This window comes from Pandoraea sp. LA3, from assembly GCF_022696215.1.
GTDB lineage: Bacteria > Pseudomonadota > Gammaproteobacteria > Burkholderiales > Burkholderiaceae > Pandoraea > Pandoraea capi.
In genome coordinates, this window is the sequence record NZ_PTPY01000036.1 from 564,181 (window position 1) to 580,228 (window position 16,048).

15 protein-coding genes are annotated in these 16,048 nt (G+C 64.8%); 9 read left to right on the top strand and 6 right to left on the bottom strand.

The window, feature by feature from the left end:
- Position 1: 1 nt before the first annotated feature.
- The 3 genes from C5N93_RS20955 to C5N93_RS20965 are packed head-to-tail and all read right to left on the bottom strand — an operon-like array spanning position 2 to position 2,358.
- Entirely contained in the window at positions 2-1,024 is a 1,023-nt protein-coding gene (locus C5N93_RS20955) for a biotin-dependent carboxyltransferase family protein (protein ID WP_242560756.1), read from the bottom strand.
- Positions 1,021-1,674 carry a 5-oxoprolinase subunit PxpB gene (gene pxpB, locus C5N93_RS20960; RefSeq protein ID WP_242560757.1) on the bottom strand — a complete coding sequence of 218 codons (654 nt, stop codon included), beginning with the start codon at positions 1,672-1,674 and terminating at the stop codon, positions 1,021-1,023. The genes C5N93_RS20955 and pxpB overlap by 4 nt, the downstream gene beginning before the upstream one ends.
- A 3-nt stretch (positions 1,675-1,677) precedes the next feature.
- Positions 1,678-2,358 carry a 5-formyltetrahydrofolate cyclo-ligase gene (locus C5N93_RS20965; protein WP_347403317.1) on the bottom strand — a complete coding sequence of 227 codons (681 nt, stop codon included), beginning with the start codon at positions 2,356-2,358 and terminating at the stop codon, positions 1,678-1,680.
- Between the two features lie 24 nt (positions 2,359-2,382).
- On the opposite strand from C5N93_RS20965, the gene C5N93_RS20970 reads away from it, so the two are divergent.
- From C5N93_RS20970 to C5N93_RS20985, 4 genes are all read left to right on the top strand, one after another.
- Complete coding sequence (locus tag C5N93_RS20970; protein ID WP_242560758.1) at positions 2,383-4,398, top strand: lytic transglycosylase domain-containing protein; 2,016 nt, start codon at positions 2,383-2,385, stop codon at positions 4,396-4,398.
- Between the two features lie 51 nt (positions 4,399-4,449).
- Positions 4,450-5,400 carry a complex I NDUFA9 subunit family protein gene (locus tag C5N93_RS20975; protein ID WP_242560759.1) on the top strand — a complete coding sequence of 317 codons (951 nt, stop codon included), beginning with the start codon at positions 4,450-4,452 and terminating at the stop codon, positions 5,398-5,400.
- A gap of 121 nt (positions 5,401-5,521) precedes the next feature.
- A complete protein-coding gene (locus C5N93_RS20980; RefSeq protein ID WP_242560760.1) occupies positions 5,522-6,166 on the top strand; it encodes a glutathione S-transferase family protein in 645 nt (214 codons plus the stop codon).
- Positions 6,163-7,413, top strand: coding sequence for a multifunctional CCA addition/repair protein (locus C5N93_RS20985; protein WP_242560761.1), 1,251 nt, complete (start codon positions 6,163-6,165; stop codon positions 7,411-7,413). Before C5N93_RS20980 ends, C5N93_RS20985 begins: the two co-directional genes overlap by 4 nt.
- 12 nt (positions 7,414-7,425) lie before the next feature.
- On the opposite strand, the gene C5N93_RS20990 is transcribed toward C5N93_RS20985, so the two are convergent.
- The 3 genes from C5N93_RS20990 to C5N93_RS21000 form a co-directional block, all read right to left on the bottom strand.
- On the bottom strand, positions 7,426-8,286 hold the full coding sequence (locus tag C5N93_RS20990; RefSeq protein ID WP_242560933.1) for a glutamate/aspartate ABC transporter substrate-binding protein: 861 nt from the start codon (positions 8,284-8,286) through the stop codon (positions 7,426-7,428).
- 309 nt (positions 8,287-8,595) lie between these two features.
- The gene (locus tag C5N93_RS20995; RefSeq protein ID WP_044453465.1) at positions 8,596-8,790 is read right to left on the bottom strand and encodes a DUF2905 domain-containing protein; all 195 of its coding nucleotides are present in this window, start codon (positions 8,788-8,790) and stop codon (positions 8,596-8,598) included.
- 46 nt (positions 8,791-8,836) lie between these two features.
- Positions 8,837-10,051, bottom strand: a complete 1,215-nt coding sequence (locus C5N93_RS21000; RefSeq protein WP_242560934.1) for an SAM-dependent methyltransferase — start codon at positions 10,049-10,051, stop codon at positions 8,837-8,839.
- A gap of 268 nt (positions 10,052-10,319) precedes the next feature.
- Between C5N93_RS21000 and C5N93_RS21005 the strand changes: the two genes are divergently transcribed.
- From C5N93_RS21005 to glmS, 5 genes are all read left to right on the top strand, one after another.
- Positions 10,320-11,162 (top strand): SDR family oxidoreductase, encoded by an 843-nt coding sequence (locus C5N93_RS21005; RefSeq protein ID WP_242560762.1) that lies wholly within the window; start codon positions 10,320-10,322, stop codon positions 11,160-11,162.
- Positions 11,163-11,183: 21 nt separating this feature from the next.
- Positions 11,184-11,579, top strand: a complete 396-nt coding sequence (locus C5N93_RS21010) for a dihydroneopterin aldolase (protein WP_046290474.1) — start codon at positions 11,184-11,186, stop codon at positions 11,577-11,579.
- Positions 11,572-12,558, top strand: a complete 987-nt coding sequence (gene ttcA / locus C5N93_RS21015; protein WP_242560763.1) for a tRNA 2-thiocytidine(32) synthetase TtcA — start codon at positions 11,572-11,574, stop codon at positions 12,556-12,558. Before C5N93_RS21010 ends, ttcA begins: the two co-directional genes overlap by 8 nt.
- 114 nt (positions 12,559-12,672) lie before the next feature.
- Positions 12,673-14,034, top strand: coding sequence for a bifunctional UDP-N-acetylglucosamine diphosphorylase/glucosamine-1-phosphate N-acetyltransferase GlmU (gene glmU / locus C5N93_RS21020; RefSeq protein WP_242560764.1), 1,362 nt, complete (start codon positions 12,673-12,675; stop codon positions 14,032-14,034).
- 109 nt (positions 14,035-14,143) lie between these two features.
- Positions 14,144-15,973 (top strand): glutamine--fructose-6-phosphate transaminase (isomerizing), encoded by a 1,830-nt coding sequence (gene glmS, locus C5N93_RS21025; RefSeq protein WP_242560935.1) that lies wholly within the window; start codon positions 14,144-14,146, stop codon positions 15,971-15,973.
- The last annotated feature ends 75 nt before the right edge of the window (positions 15,974-16,048 follow it).

Sequence of the window (16,048 nt, forward strand, 5' to 3'; positions counted from 1 at the left end):
CTCAGGCGCTCTTGCGCGGCAGCCGGGTAATGGCCACCAGCTTCGGCTTTTGCAAAATGCCGCGATCGTGCCAAGCGAGTGCGCGCTCGATCTGCTCAAGATAACGCAGTTGTTCGCGGATCGCTTCGCGCGCTTCGGCCGCCGTGCATTCCGAAAAATACAGCGTGCTGCCGAGCCGCGCCTGACCGAGCCGCCACAGATCTGCGCTGATGACGGTGCCGATCTTCGGATAGCCGCCGGTCGTCTGGGCGTCGGCCAGCAGAATGATCGGCTGGCCCGACGGCGGCACCTGAATGACGCCGGGCAGCACGCCGTGCGAGAGCAGGTCGTGCATGCGGTTCTTCTTGCGCGCGAGCGGCTCCGGCCCCGACAGGCGATAGCCCATGCGATTGCTGTTGGGCGTGACCTGCCACGGATTTTCCCAGAAGCTCTTGTGGGCTGCCGTCGTGAAGTCGTCATATTCCGGCCCGGGCAACACGCGTACGCGATGCGCCAGCGGGTCCGACAACCACAGCGGCGGACGCACGCCCAGCGGCTCGGCGTCGCGCGCGGCGGCGCTTGGCTGGCCGATGGCGATGCGGTCGCCGTCGCGCAGGGCCCGCCCCTCGAAGCCGCCGAAGCCCGCCGTGAGGTCGGTACTGCGCGAGCCGAGGGTTTCGGGCACGTCGATACCCCCGGCCACGGCGAGATACGTGCGCATGCCGAAGCGCGAGGGATGCAGCGTCAATGTCTGCCCGCGTGTGACGCGAAAGCGCCACCACGACCACACGGGCTGGCCGTCGAGTTCGGCATGGCAGTCGGCGCCGGTCAGCGCGACGAGCGTGGCCGACTTGAAGCGCAGTGCGCACGTCCCCATCGTGATTTCGAGGGTGGCGGCGTTCAGTGCGTTGCCCACGAGGCGATTGGCGACGGCGCAGGCGAGCGGGTCGAGGGCGCCGCCGCTGGCGACGCCGAATTCGCGCTGACGGGTTCGGCCCAGGTCCTGAACGGTAGTAAGCAGGCCGGCACGCAGGATGTCGATCACAGGTCGAGACTCGCGATGGTGAAGCGCACGCGGTCGCCCGGCGCCAGCAGGGCGGGCGGGGTCGCGGCGGGGTCGAACAAGGCGCGCGTGGCATGGCCGATGATCTGCCAGCCGCCGGGCGAACTGAGCGGGTAGATGCCGGTCTGGTTACCGCCAATGCCTACCGAACCGGCTGGTACGGACAGGCGCGGCTCCGCACGGCGGGGGGTGGCGATGGAATCGTCCAGCCCGCCGAGATAAGCGAAGCCCGGCTGAAAGCCAATGAAATAGACAACGTATTCCGGTGCGGTGTGGCGCTGCACGACGGTCTTCGGTTGCAGGCGCGCATGTTTGGCGACGTCGGCAAGGTCGGGGCCGTGCTTGCCGCCGTAGTGCACCGGGATCTCGATGTCGCGGCCGACCTCGCCGGCGGCGGGTGGCATCTGCCAGACCTCGCGCAGACGCTCGCTCAGCACGTCGATGTCGGTGGCGAGCGGGTCGAAAAGCAGCGTGAGGTTGTTCATGCCCGGCACGACTTCGCGCACGTCGGGCCAGTCGCGGGCGAGGGCCGCCACATGCCAGACACGGCGCTGCGTGGCGAGCGTGGGGGTCGTCCCCGCTTCGCATACGAGCGCACTGTCGCCGAGCGGCAGGATCTTGAGCGTTGTCATGGATTAGCGTGGATGACCGGGGGTGACGGTGGGGGTCGTAGCGCCGGTGAGGACGCGGGCGAAGGTGGCCGATTCTGTGACGATGGCGTCGAGCGCCAGATCGTGGGCCTCGGCGTCGAGATGATCGATTTCGAGGGCGTCGTACGCAATGCCGAGCGTTTGCGGCGCGGGGGTCATCGAATGCAGGGTGCGGTCGTAGAAGCCGCCGCCGTAGCCGAGCCGCAAGCCGTCGCGCGTGAAGCCGACGCACGGCACCAGCAGCAGGTCGGGCACCAGCACTTCGGTGTCCTGCGGCACCGGAATGCGGTAGCGGCCTTGCGTCATGGGCGTGTCGGGGCTCCAGCGATGGAAGACGAGCGGCGTGGCCGGGGCGGTGACGACCGGCAGTGCGGCCAGCCGCAGGGTGCCTGCGGGGGCGGCGCTCAGCCAGGCGGAGATGACGGCGCGCGCATCGAATTCGTGCTGGATCGGCCAGTAGAAGCCGATGCAGCGCGGGGCGCGGCGCGCGAGTTCGTCGGCCAGCCGCACGGCGAGTGCGCCGTCGCGTGCCGGACGGGCGTCGAGCGTGCTGCGAGCGTCGAGCAACGCGCGGCGCAATTGGGCTTTCGCGGCCGTTGCATCCGCCGCATTTCGCGACGTTTGCGCCGCCGATTGGGCGGGGTCCCGTGCTATGCTTGAATTCACTTTTTACCCGACGCTCCCCCGAAGATGTCCGAACGTTTGACCCGAGTATATCGCGCCGCCGCGCTTGCCCTGACCGCTGCCACGCTCGTGGCATGCAGCACGACCGAGGCGACCGGCCGTCCCAAGGGGCAGTCGACGGCAAGCCGCTCGGCCACGTCTGCCACATCGGCCGATACGCTGTCGCAGCGCTCGCCGGACGACATCTTCGTACAGTTGCGCGAAGCCGCCCGCAGCAACGATGCGCCGCGCGCCACCGCGCTCGCCGCCATGCTCTCCGACTACGACGTGCCGTCGTACGTCCAGTACTTCCAGATCAAGTCGCGCATGTTCGACCGCTCGGGCAAGGCGCTGATCGACACCCCCGACGACGATATCCGCGCCTTCTTGCGCGCGTATGACGGCCAGGCCATCGCCGACCGCATGCGCAACGACTGGCTGCTGGTGCTCGGCAAACGTCACGACTGGCAGACGTTCGATGCGCAATATCCGAAATTCGTGCTCGACGACGACACCCAGGTCAAGTGCTACGCGTTGATGTCGCGGGCCTCGCGCGGGGAAAACGTCACGCAGGCGGCCACCGATCTGCTGACCACGCCGAAGTACTACGGCGAGGGATGCGTCGACATGATCAACACGCTGGCCGCGAGCGGTCAGTTGCCGCGCAAGGAAGTCTGGCATCAGATTCGTCTGGCTTACGAGGAGAACTACACCTCGCTTGGCAAGCAGATCGCCGACGCGCTCGGCGCTGTGCGCCCGGACGACAACCTGCTCGATATGGCGGCGTCGCGCCCGGCGCAGATTCTGGCGCGCGGCGTGGACGGCTCGGAGGCGTCGCGTCAACTGGCGTTGCTCGCCGTCGTTCGCATGGCCCGTTCGGACGCCATGCTCGCCGCCAGCAGCTTCGGCAGCATTGCCGGCAGCCTGTCGCAGGACGAGCGCGCCATCGGCTGGGGGGCGATCGGCATGCGCGGCGCGCTGTCGCAGAACCCGATGGCGATCAACTGGTATCGTCAGGCGGGCAGCGCCAAGCTTTCGAATACGGCACAGGAATGGAAGATCCGTGCGGCGTTGCGTGCGGGTGACTGGAACCTCGTGCGTACCGGCATCGAAGCCATGCCCACGGCATTGCGCGACGACGGTGTCTGGACTTACTGGTATGGCCGTGCGCTGCGCGAAGCCGGTCAGGGCGATGCCGCCCGGGCGCAGTTCCAGAAGATCGCGTCGCAACCGAACTTCTACGGCCAACTGGCGAACGAGGAACTGGGCAACAAGACGGCACTGCCTGCACGTACCGTCGTGACGCAAGCCGAAATCGACGCCAACCGCTCGAACCCCGGTTTCCTGCGCGCGGCGAAGTTCTACGATCTGGGCCTGCGTTTCGAGGGCAACCGTGAGTGGAACTGGGAACTGCGCAGCATGACGGATCGTCAGTTGATCGCCGCCGCGCAGTATGCGAACGGCATCGAGCTGTTCGACCGCGCAGTGAATACGGCGGATCGCACGAAGGTCGAGCATGACTTTACGTTGCGCTATCTGATGCCGTTCCGCGACAAGGTCGATCGTTTCTCCAAGAGTGTCGATCTCGACGAAGCGTGGGCTTACGGTCTGATTCGTCAGGAGTCGCGCTTCATCATCAATGCCCGTTCGTCGGCCGGCGCCGGCGGTCTGATGCAGGTCATGCCCGCTACGGCCAAGATGGTCGCCAAGCAGATCGGCATGGATTACAGCCCGGGCATGATGCACGACATCGATACCAATATCCGTCTGGGCACGAGCTACCTGTCGGGTATCTACAATCAGTTCGACGGTTCGGCCGTGCTGGCGTCGGCGGGTTACAACGCAGGTCCAGGGCGCCCGCGTACGTGGCGCTCCACGCTCGATCGCCCGGTCGAGGGCGCGATCTTCGCGGAGACGATTCCGTTTAACGAAACACGTCAGTATGTCGAGAACGTGCTGTCGAATACCACGTATTACTCGGCCATCATCACGGGCCGTCCGCAATCGCTCAAGGAGCGGCTCGGCGTAATCCTGCCCCAGTGACAGGGCAGCGGTCGGGGCCGCGTACCCGTGGTCATAACGCGGAGGTGACGCATGCGCTATAACGTTTGTATCGTCGGTGGCACGGGCTTCATCGGTAGCCATCTGGTGGCGAGACTGGTGACGTTGGGACATGCCGTGCGTCTGCCCACGCGGCGCGTGGAAGCGGCCAAGGCGCTTGCGGTGCTGCCTGGCGTCGAACTGGTCGAGTGCGACGTACACGACCCGCGCGCGCTGGAGCGTGTGATCGCCGGTAGCGACGCCGTCATCAATCTTGCGGGCATTCTGCATAGCGACCGGGGCACGCCCTACGGTCGCGCGTTCGCTCGGGTGCATGTGGAACTGCCGCGGAAGATCGCGCAGGCGTGCACGGATCGGGGCGTCACCCGCGTCCTCCATATGAGCGCGCTGGGCGCCGACCCGAACGGCCCGAGCATGTATCAGCGCTCCAAGGGCGACGGAGAGACGGCGATTCGCGAGACGGGCATTGCCGCCACGATCTTTCGTCCGTCAGTGGTGTTCGGTCCCGACGACAACTTTCTGAATACGTTTGCGAAGCTGCAACGCCGCTTGCCCATCGTGCCGCTGGCGAGTGCGCAGGCCCGCTTTCAACCGGTGTATGTGGCGGATGTCGCGCAGGCGTTCGCCACCGCGCTCGAGAACGACACGACCGTTGGCAAGACCTATGAGCTTGGCGGCCCGGACGTGTACACGCTGGAAGCGCTGGTGCGCTTCGCCGGTGCGGCGTGCGGTTGCGAGCGTCCGATACTGGCGCTGCCGGACAGTACGGCGCGGCTTCAGGCCATGCTCTTCGAGAAGTTGCCGGGCGAGCCGATCATTACGCGCGACAATCTCGATTCGATGACCGTAGACAACGTCATGACCGGTCCGCTTGCACCGGAGCTCGGCCTGACGCCGAACGGGCTGGAAATCGCCGTCGATTACCTCAACGGCGGTATCTGGGAAAAAAAGATGGCGGATTACCGGCGCTTCGCCGGGCGCTGAGGTTCCCGGGCGCGCTGCCGGCGAACGTCGGTCCGCGGCTCGCCGCCTCGCCACCTCAAGTATTTGCCATCGCAATGACAACACGCGGCGTGACCTCGCCGCGTGGGGAAGGAAAGTCCTCATGCAACTCATCATCGCCAACAAAAAATACTCCTCGTGGTCGATGCGCCCGTGGGTGCTGCTCAAGCATTTCGGCATCGCATTCGAGGAGAAGAACGTGTGGCTCGCGCAGCCCGACTCGCGCGAACAGATCCTGCGGTATTCCCCCACGGGCAAAGTCCCCTGTCTGATCGACAACGGCATCACCGTGTGGGACTCGCTCGCCATCTCCGAGTATCTGGCAGACGCCTATCCGCATCTTCCGCTCTGGCCCAAAGCGCTCGGCGCGCGGGCGCATGCGCGCAGCGTCTGTGCCGAGATGCATAGCGGTTTCACGGCGCTGCGCACGCATATGTGGATGAACGTTGCGGCGCACTGGCCAGGCGCAAGCGCCACGCCGGAAGTGCTCGCCGATATCCGTCGTGTCGAAGCGATCTGGGAGGATTGCCTCGCACGCTATGAAGGGCCGTTCCTGTTCGGCGACTTTTCGATTGCCGACGCTTTCTATGCGCCCGTGGTGATGCGTTTCGCGACGTTCGAGCCGAAGTTATCCGTGCATGCGCAGGCCTACGCCGACCGGATTCGCCAAGTGCCGGCCGTGCAGGCGTGGGTCGCCGCGGGGCGCGCGGAGACGCAAAGCGTCGCTTTCTACGACGCGCGCCCATGAAGATCTACGCTGTCGGTGGTGCGATTCGCGACGAGATGCTTGGCCTGCCCGTCAAGGATCGCGACTACGTCGTGGTCGGCGCCACGCCCGAGGAAATGGTGGCGAAGGGCTTCCGCCCGGTCGGTCGCGACTTCCCGGTATTCCTCCATCCCAAAACACAGGCCGAGTATGCCCTCGCGCGTACCGAACGCAAGACGGCGCGCGGTTATCACGGCTTCTCGTTCTACTTCGCGCCGGAAGTCACCCTCGAAGAGGATCTGATCCGGCGCGACTTCACCATCAACGCGATGGCCCGCGAGGTGCTGCCGGACGACAGTCTTTCCAGCGTGCTCGTCGATCCCTACGGCGGCAAGCGCGATCTGGACGCGCGACTGTTCCGGCATGTGGGCGAAGCGTTCGCGGAGGATCCGGTGCGGATTCTGCGATGCGCACGCTTTGCCGCGCGGTTCACCGACTTTACCGTCGCCGACGAGACGCTTGCGCTCATGCGTGAGATGACCGGCAACGGCGAGGTGGATGCGTTGGTAGCGGAGCGTGTCTGGCAGGAACTCTCGCGCGGTCTGATGGAACATCGGCCGTCACGGATGTTCGACGTGTTGCGTGCGTCCGGGGCGCTCGCGCGTATTCTTCCCGAGGTCGAACAACTGTGGGGCGTGCCGCAACGTGCCGACTTTCATCCGGAAGTGGATACCGGCGTGCACGTGATGATGGTGCTCGACTACGCCGCGACGCAGGGCTATTCGCTGCCGGTGCGCTTCGCCGCCCTCACGCACGATCTGGGCAAGGGAACGACGCCGGAGGACGTGCTGCCGCGTCACATCGGACACGAAGGCCGTAGCGTCGGATTGCTCGGACCGCTATGCGCGCGCTTGCGGGTGCCCGTGGACTGTCGTGAGCTGGCGCAGGTCGTCGCGCGCGAGCATGGCAACATCCATGCGAGCGGGAAGTTCGGCGCGGGGGCGCTGGTGCGTCTGCTGGAGCGGTGCGATGCGTTGCGCAAGCCCGAACGGTTCGTCGAGATCCTGCAAGCCTGTGAGGCCGACGCACGAGGGCGGGGCGGTGACTTCGCCACTGCGCCGTATCCTCAGCGCGCGCGTCTGATGGCGGCGCTGGACGCCGCACGTAGCATCGATGCGGGGGCGGTCGCACGTCAGTACGCCGACCATCCCGCGAAAATACGCGAAGCGGTGCAGGCCGCGCGTATCGATGCCGTTGCCGCCGCCGGACTGCACGGCGAAGGGGAGTGAGCGCGACTCAGATCACTCGAACGCCTTGTCGTTCGGATTGGCGTAAAGCTGCTTGAGCTGTTCGCTCATCGGGAAGTTGAAGCTGATGTTCTTGGGCGGCACCGGCGATTCGAACCACTTCTTGTACATCGTGTTGATCTCGCCGCTTTTCATGACGCCCGCCAGCGTATCGTCCACGAGCTTTTTGAACTCGGCATCGCCGTGTTTCATCATGAAGCCGTAAGCCTCGAACGACTGCGGCGTGCCCGTCACGACCCAGTCATCGGGGGTGCGGCCCATCGTGCGGGCGCCGGCGAGCAGCACGTCGTCCATCATGAACGCCTGCACGCGTCCGCCTTGCAGCATCGTGAACGACTCGCCGTAATCCTTGCCGGAGATGACGTTCATGTTCATCTTCTTCTCGTTGTTCATCTTGTTGAGGATGCGCTCCGAGGTCGTGCCGGCATTGGTCACCACCGCCTTACCCGCGAGATCCGGGAAATCCTTCACGCCACTGGTCTTGCTCACGAGCAGGCGGGTGCCGGCAATGAAGAACGTGTTCGAGAAATTGACCTGTGCCTGACGCGCCTTGAGGTTCGTCGTTACGCCACATTCGATGTCGACCGTGCCGTTCTGCACGAGCGCGATACGGTTCTGTGAGGTGACGGGAATGAAGCGCACCTGAAGGTCGGGCTTCTTCAGACGGGTTTTCACCGCGTCGACGACCTTGTTGCAGAGGTCCTGCGAGTAACCGATGACGTTGTGATTGTTGTCGTAGTAGGAGAACGGGATCGACGACTCGCGATGGCCGATCGAGATCACGCCGCTGCTCTCGATCTTTTGCAGTGTTTCCGATGCGCCCTGAGCCAGCGCCGCGCCGGCGACCGCCATCATCGCTACGCCCAACACCGCACGCAACTCGCGTGCGCCACGCGCGCCACGCATTACCCCGGTCAATCGTGTTTCGGTCATGTCCTGCTCCTAAGAAGGTCTTTCCGTGATCCATAACTGAATCATTTGTTTCATGTTAATTTTTTTGCAACAAATGATCAAATCGTAGTTAACCCTGAAAAATGGCAGGGGTGGCGCGACGGAAAGCACAGGCGCAGCCCAAGGCGAGGCTGTCAGCGGAAGCGGGGGGCGGGGAAGAAAGCGAAACGCGTTGCAACAGGTGTTGCGACGGGAAAGAGCGCGCCGAGCGGCTTACAACAAACGAATCAGCAGGTTGAAGACGAGCGAGAGCAGGACGGTCGACGCAAACGGGAAGACCATCTCCTTGCCGCGCCAGCGCAGACGCACGTCACCGGGCAGGCGGCCGATGCCGAGCTTGGTGAGCCACGGTGCGGCCGCCGAGAGAACGCAGATCGCGAAGAAGATGGTGAACATCCAGCGAAACATCGGCGTGGCCTCTCGGTGGCGTCTGGTTGGGGGTAGGGGATGCGGATCAGAGCGCGTGACTGCGGTCGCCCGTGGCGAATCCGATCAGGCCCGCCCATTCGTCCATGCCGCGCCCGAAGGCGATGACCTTGAACAACTCGCCCATCTCGGCCTCGGACAACAGCTTTTGTGCCGCAGCGGCCGCCGGCAGGAAGGTCTTCGGATCGGTCGGGTCCAGCGCGCTCATCAGATCGACGATGCCCGCGTTCATCAGGAAGCGTGCTTGCGAGGTAAAGCCCAGCAGGTCGAGACCAGCCTCGACGCCTGCGTCGGCCACGCCCGAAAACTCCACGTGTGCCGTGATGTCCTGCAAGCCCGGGTAATAGAACGGATCGTCGTGCGCGTGATGTCGGTAGTGGCACATCAGCGTGCCGCCCGCCCGCTGCGGATGGTAGTACTCGCGGGCCGGGAATCCGTAGTCGATCAACAGCAGCACGCCACGGGCGAGCAGCGGCGCCACACTGCGCACAAAGGCAGCCGCCGCTTCGTGCGTCTCCGTCAGATATTCCTGCGTCGGCGGCAGATCGGCCAGCGCGTCGAGGGCTTCGGGCAGGCGGCCTGTGTAAAGGCGCTCCTCCCATGCGAAGCCATCCGGCGTAAGCACGACACCGCGCTCGAACCACACGGGGTGGCCGTTCGCGTCAGGGCGACGCGCCCACAGGCGCACCGGCATGGCGTCGAGCACTTCGTTGCCGAGCATCACGCCCTCGAAGGCGTCGGGTAGCTGGTCGAGCCACGTCACGCGATCGAGCAGATGCGGTGCGGACTTTTCGATGGTGTCGCGCTGACGCGCGCGAAGCTCGCCGGACAACTCCATGATCGAGTACTGCTCGCACGGCGTGCCTTGCGCATCGAGTGCGAGCAGCAGGTCGGCGGCGAGGCGACCGGAGCCGGCGCCGAATTCCAGCACGCGCGTGTCGCCCGTCTGCTCGAAGATCTCGCCGAGCTGGCGCGCCAGCGTTCGTGCGAAGAACGGTGTGAGTTCCGGTGCGGTGACGAAGTCGCTGCCGTCGGCGGCGAGACGTCCGAATTTGGCAGCACCGGCGGCGTAGTAGCCAAGGCCGGGTGCGTACAGCGCGAGTTCCATGAAGCGGTCGAACGGCAGCCAATCGCCGTTCGCCGCAATGGCGTCGGCGAGATATGCCGTGAGGCGACGCGAGTGTTCGAGCGCGTCCGTCTCCGGAACGGGTAAACTATGGGGTTTCGGTGCGGCCTGATTCATGCGGGCATTGTAACGGAGACCGTGCGGACTGGCTGCTATGGTTGACATCGCAGCGTCTGCGGGCGAAATCGGGGGATTTTGCGCCGATTTTTGCCGGTTTTCGATGGTTTTGGCGAGGTTTTCGCTAGTTTGCGCAACGTTTGCCCTCCGCCCGGAGGGCCGCGACGGCGCGAGCGATTGCCGAGTCCCGCCGCAAACCTTGCGCTGTGCCGCCCGAAGTTAGCTCATCGTCCTGCCCGCAGACAGGCATTCGACAGGAAATCGCCGCATGACCGTTGCATCGACGCCACGCCCCGCCTCCGCCGCAAGCGACACTGCCCGCACGTCCGACGTGCCGCGCGTAGCGCTCGTGACCGGCGGCGCACGTCGCATCGGCCGGGCCATTGCGCTGAAGCTGGCTGGCCTGGGCTGGGACGTCGCGGTCCATTACGAGCGCTCGCACGACGAGGCGCTCGAAACCGTCGCGGCCATCGAAGCCATGGGTCGCCGCGCGGTGGCGTTGCAGGCGTCGCTTGCCGACGAAGCCGCCACGGCCGGGCTGATCGCCCGCTGCCGTGAAACGCTGGGCGTGCCGCGCTGCCTGGTGAATAACGCCTCGCGCTTCGAATACGATAGCGCCGACGATTTCGGGTATCAGGCGCTGGAGCGTCACATGCGGGTGAACGCGGGCGCACCGCTTGTGCTTGCGCGCGAAATGCACGCCGCATTGGGCGAGACCGGGCGCGGCGTTGTCGTCAACTTGCTGGATCAGAAGCTGGCGAATCCGAATCCGGACTATCTGTCGTACACACTGTCGAAAGCGGCGCTCGATGTGGCGACGACGCTGCTGGCGCAGGCCTTCGCGCCGCGTCTGCGTGTGGTTGGCGTGGCGCCCGGTGTCACGCTCCTGTCGGTCGATCAGACCCCGGCGGGGTTTGCTGCGGCACATGCCGCCACGCCGCTGGGGGCGTCGTCCACGCCGGAGGACATTGCCCAGGCCGTCGCCTATCTGGCGGAGGCGCCTGCCGTCACCGGCACGGTGTTGTATGTCGATGGCGGGCAACATCTCGCGAGTTCGTCGCGGGACGTGAAATTTCTGACCGAGCCGGCCGATGCCGACCGGTCTCGTTGATTGTCATTACGAGTCTTCAAAATGCATAGCGCTCTTTCCCACCCCCGCCTGATGGACTGCCGTCGCATGTTCCTGCGCGACTACGAAGTGTTCATCAACATTGGCGTGCACGATCATGAGAAGCGTGGCGAGCAGCGCGTGCTGATCAACGTTCAGTTGTTCGTGCCGCTGGCCGAAAGCACGCCCACGGAAGACAAGCTCGACGAAGTGGTCGATTACGACTTCATGCGCGAGACGATCGCCAGGCGAGTGGGGCAGGGCCATATCCACCTGCAGGAAACCCTTTGCGACGATGTCGCGCGTGCGCTGCTGGCGCATCCGCGCGTGCGTGCCGTGGGTGTGTCGACCGAGAAGCCCGACGTCTACCCCGATTGCCACTCGGTCGGCATCGAAGTGTTTCAGATGAAGGATGCCTGACATGAGTGCCGTCATGCCCGAGACCGGTGCGCCGCTCACCGCCACCGCCAACCCGGCGAACGCTGCCACCGGTGCTGCCACCGACAGCGTGAAGAAAGCGCAGAAGCTCGCGTTCGAGAACAACAAGCTCGAAAAGCGTCTGTTCCGTCTGACGGGGCAGGCCATCGGCGACTACAACATGATCGAGCAGGGCGATCGCGTGATGGTGTGCATGTCCGGCGGCAAGGACAGCTACGCCATGCTCGACATCCTGCTCAAGCTGCGTGAGCGCGCGCCGATCGATTTCTCGATCGTCGCCGTCAACCTCGACCAGAAGCAGCCGGGGTTCCCTGAGCATGTGCTGCCGGACTACTTCCGTTCCATCGGCGTGGATTTCCACATCGAGAATCAGGACACGTACTCCATCGTCAAGCGCGTGGTGCCCGAGGGCAAGACGACGTGTTCGCTGTGCTCGCGTCTGCGTCGCGGCATTCTCTATCGTGTGGCCGGCGAGCTGGGCGCGACCAAGATCGCGCTGGGCCACCATCGCGACGACATCATCGAGACGCTGTTCCTCAACATCTTCTATGGGGGCAAGCTCAAGGGCATGCCGCCGAAGCTGCAATCGGACGACGGCAAGAACGTAGTGATTCGCCCGCTCGCCTATGTGCGCGAGCCGGATCTGGAGCGCTACGCCGAGTACAAGCAGTTCCCGATCATTCCGTGCACGCTGTGCGGCAGCCAGCCGAACCTCAAGCGTGCGGAGATGAAGTCGCTCATCCGCCTGTGGGAGAAGCAGCACCCCGGGCGTATCAAGTCGATTTTCAGCGCGCTGTCGAACGTGGTGCCGTCGCACCTGATGGACACGAATCTGCACGACTTCAAGAATCTGCGTGCGACGGGGCAACCCGATCCGCTCGGCGATATCGCCTTCGACGAAGCGCCCTGCGGCGATGACGGCGACGCGGGCATCATTCGCATCACGCAATTCGACGACTGATCGCACGCCGCGCTTCCTGACGCCTGGCCGCCCCTTTGCCGGGCGGCGGCGCAAGATCCCGACAGCCCTGATACCCGTCTTCCCATTCTCCCAATTTCGAATCGTCACGACGCCATGAACATTGTCATTCTCGCTGCCGGCATGGGTAAGCGCATGCGCTCCAGATTGCCCAAGGTGTTGCAGCCGCTCGCTGGCCGCCCGCTCCTCTCGCATGTCATTGCGACGGCACGCAAGCTCGCGCCTGGGAAGCTGATCGTGGTGATCGGGCATGGCGGCGATGCCGTGCGCGAAGCCGTGGCGGATGACGGCGTGTGCTTCGCCGAGCAGGCGCAACAGTTGGGCACGGGGCATGCCGTACAGCAGGCCGTGTCGCTGCTCGACGAGTCCGCCCCGACGCTCGTGCTGTATGGCGACGTGCCGCTCACGCGTGCCGAAACGTTGCAGGGCCTGCTCGACGCAGCGGGTAACGACAAGCTGGGCGTGCTGACCGTCGATCTGGATAACCCGACCGGCTATGGCCGTATCGTGCGCGACGCGGCGGGCAACGTGCAGCGCATCGTCGAACAGAAAGACGCCAACGAGGCGGAACTGGCGATTCGCGAGATCAACACCGGCATTCTCGTGGCTCCGACGCGCGCCCTGAAGGGCTGGCTTGGCGGTTTGAAGAACCAGAACGCGCAAGGCGAGTACTACCTGACGGACGTGATCGCCTGTGCAGTGGCGGACGGCGTGTCGGTCGTCACCACACAGCCGGCGTTTGCGTGGGAGCCCAACGGCGTGAACGACAAGGCGCAACTGGCCGAGCTGGAGCGCGACTATCAACGCAACGCGGCGGGCACGTTGCTCGCGGCGGGCGTCACGCTGATCGATCCGGCACGTTTCGATCTTCGCGGCGAGATCGTTTGCGGCACCGACGTCTCCATCGATGTGAATTGCGTCTTCGAAGGCAAGGTAACGATCGGTGATGGCGCGAGCATCGGCGCGAACTGCGTCATTCGCAACAGCACCATCGGTGCGGGAACGCACATTGAACCGTTCAGCCACCTGGACGGTGCGATGGTCGGCGCGAATGCGCATATCGGGCCTTATGCCCGTCTGCGTCCGGGGGCGGATCTGGCGGACGACGTGCACATCGGCAACTTCGTCGAAGTGAAGAATGCGGTGATGGGCAAAGGTTCGAAGGCGAATCATCTGGCATACGTCGGCGACTCGACCGTGGGTGCGCGCGTGAACATCGGCGCGGGCACGATCACCTGCAATTACGACGGCGCGAACAAGCACCGCACGGTGATCGAAGACGATGTGTTCATCGGCTCCGATTCGCAACTGGTTGCGCCCGTGACGGTTCGGCGCGGCACGACCATCGCTGCGGGCACGACCGTATGGAAGGACACGCCCGAAGATTCGCTGGTGCTCAACGGCAAGACGCAGGAAGCGAAGGCGGGGTATGTTCGCCCGCGCAAGCAGAAGCAGTAAAATCGGCGGTTATGTGCCGGTGAGCGCCTCCGATGCGCGTGCCGGCGAATGAAAAACGGATTTCATCCGATTGATCGAGCCAGACTATCTGGCACTGAGGGAAGCGAATATGTGCGGCATTGTCGGCGCGGTAGCGCGACGTAATGTAGTACCGGTGTTGGTCGAAGGGTTGCGTCGCCTGGAGTATCGCGGCTACGACTCGTGTGGCGTGGCGGTGTTGAAGGACGGTGTGCCCCAGCGGGCGCGCAGCGTGTCGCGCGTGGCAGACCTCGACGAGCAACTGGCGCAAACGAAGCTCGGCGGCGAGACGGGCATCGCCCACACGCGTTGGGCGACGCACGGCGCGCCGGTGACGGACAACGCGCACCCGATCTTCTCGCGCGACGAAGTGGCGCTGGTGCATAACGGCATCATCGAGAACCATGAGAGCCTGCGCGACGAGTTGCGTGGCCTGGGCTACACGTTCGTGTCGCAAACCGACACCGAAGTCATCGCGCATCTGATTCATCACATTCTGTCGAACGGCGCCGCCGACGATCTGTATCAGGCCGTGCGTCTGGCCACGCGTCGTCTGCATGGCGCCTATGCCATCGCGGTGTTCCGCAAGCAGGAGCCGCACCGTATCGTGGGCGCGCGTGCCGGGTCGCCGCTCGTCGTGGGTGTCGGCGATGGGGAGAACTTCCTCGCGTCCGACGCACTGGCGCTTGCCGGCACGACCGACCAGTTCATCTATCTGGAAGAGGGCGATGTCGTCGAACTCACGCTGCAAGGCGTGAAGATCGTGGATCGTAACGACGCTGTGGTGGAACGCGAAGTGCGCACGGTGCAGGCGTACACGGGCGCGGTGGAGTTGGGGCCGTATCGCCACTACATGCAGAAGGAAATCTTCGAGCAGCCGCGCGCGATCGGCGACACGATGGAAGGCGTAGAAGGCATTTCGCCGACGCTTTTCGGCGAGAAGGCCGAAGCGATGCTCAGCAGTGTCGACTCGATCCTGATTCTGGCGTGCGGCACGAGTTACTACTCGGGCATGACGGCGAAGTACTGGCTGGAGTCGCTGGCCCAGATTCCGACGCAGGTCGAAGTGGCGAGCGAATACCGCTATCGCGACAGCGTGCCGAATCCGAAAACGCTGGTCGTCACGATTTCCCAGTCGGGCGAGACCGCCGATACCATGGCGGCGCTGCAACATGCGCAATCGCTGGGCATGACGAACACGCTGGCGATCTGCAACGTGGGTACGAGTGCGATGGTGCGTCAGACGGCGCTGCATTACCTCACGCGTGCCGGCACGGAAATCGGCGTGGCGTCGACGAAGGCGTTCACGACGCAGCTCACGGCGCTGTTCCTGCTGACGCTGACGATCGCGAAGCTGCGTGGCCGCTTGCCGGCAGCGCAGGAAGCGGAGTACCTCACGCAGTTGCGTCACCTGCCGGCGGCGCTCAACAGCGTGCTGGCGCTTGAGCCGCAGATCATCGCCTGGGCGGAAGAGTTCGCCCGTCGCGAGAATGCGTTGTTCCTGGGACGCGGTCTGCACTATCCGATCGCTCTGGAAGGCGCACTCAAGCTCAAGGAAATCTCGTACATCCACGCAGAGGCGTACCCCGCAGGCGAGTTGAAGCACGGCCCTCTGGCATTGGTGACGGATCAGATGCCGGTCGTGACGGTGGCGCCGCGCGACGCGCTGGTGGAAAAGCTGAAGTCGAACATGCAGGAAGTGCGTGCGCGCGGCGGTCAGTTGTATGTCTTCGCCGACGCCGACACGCAGATCGCGAATGCCGAAGGTCTCCACGTGATCCGCATGCCGGAGCACTACGGCCAGCTCTCGCCGATCCTGCACGTGGTGCCGCTGCAACTGCTGGCGTACCACACGGCCTGCGCTCGCGGGACGGACGTCGACAAGCCGCGCAACCTCGCCAAGTCGGTGACGGTGGAGTGAGGTAGGGCGGCGGGGGCAGGGTCTTGGTGCCCTCAGCCAGACGCAATAAGAAGGCCGGCAGCGCGGTAAGCGTGC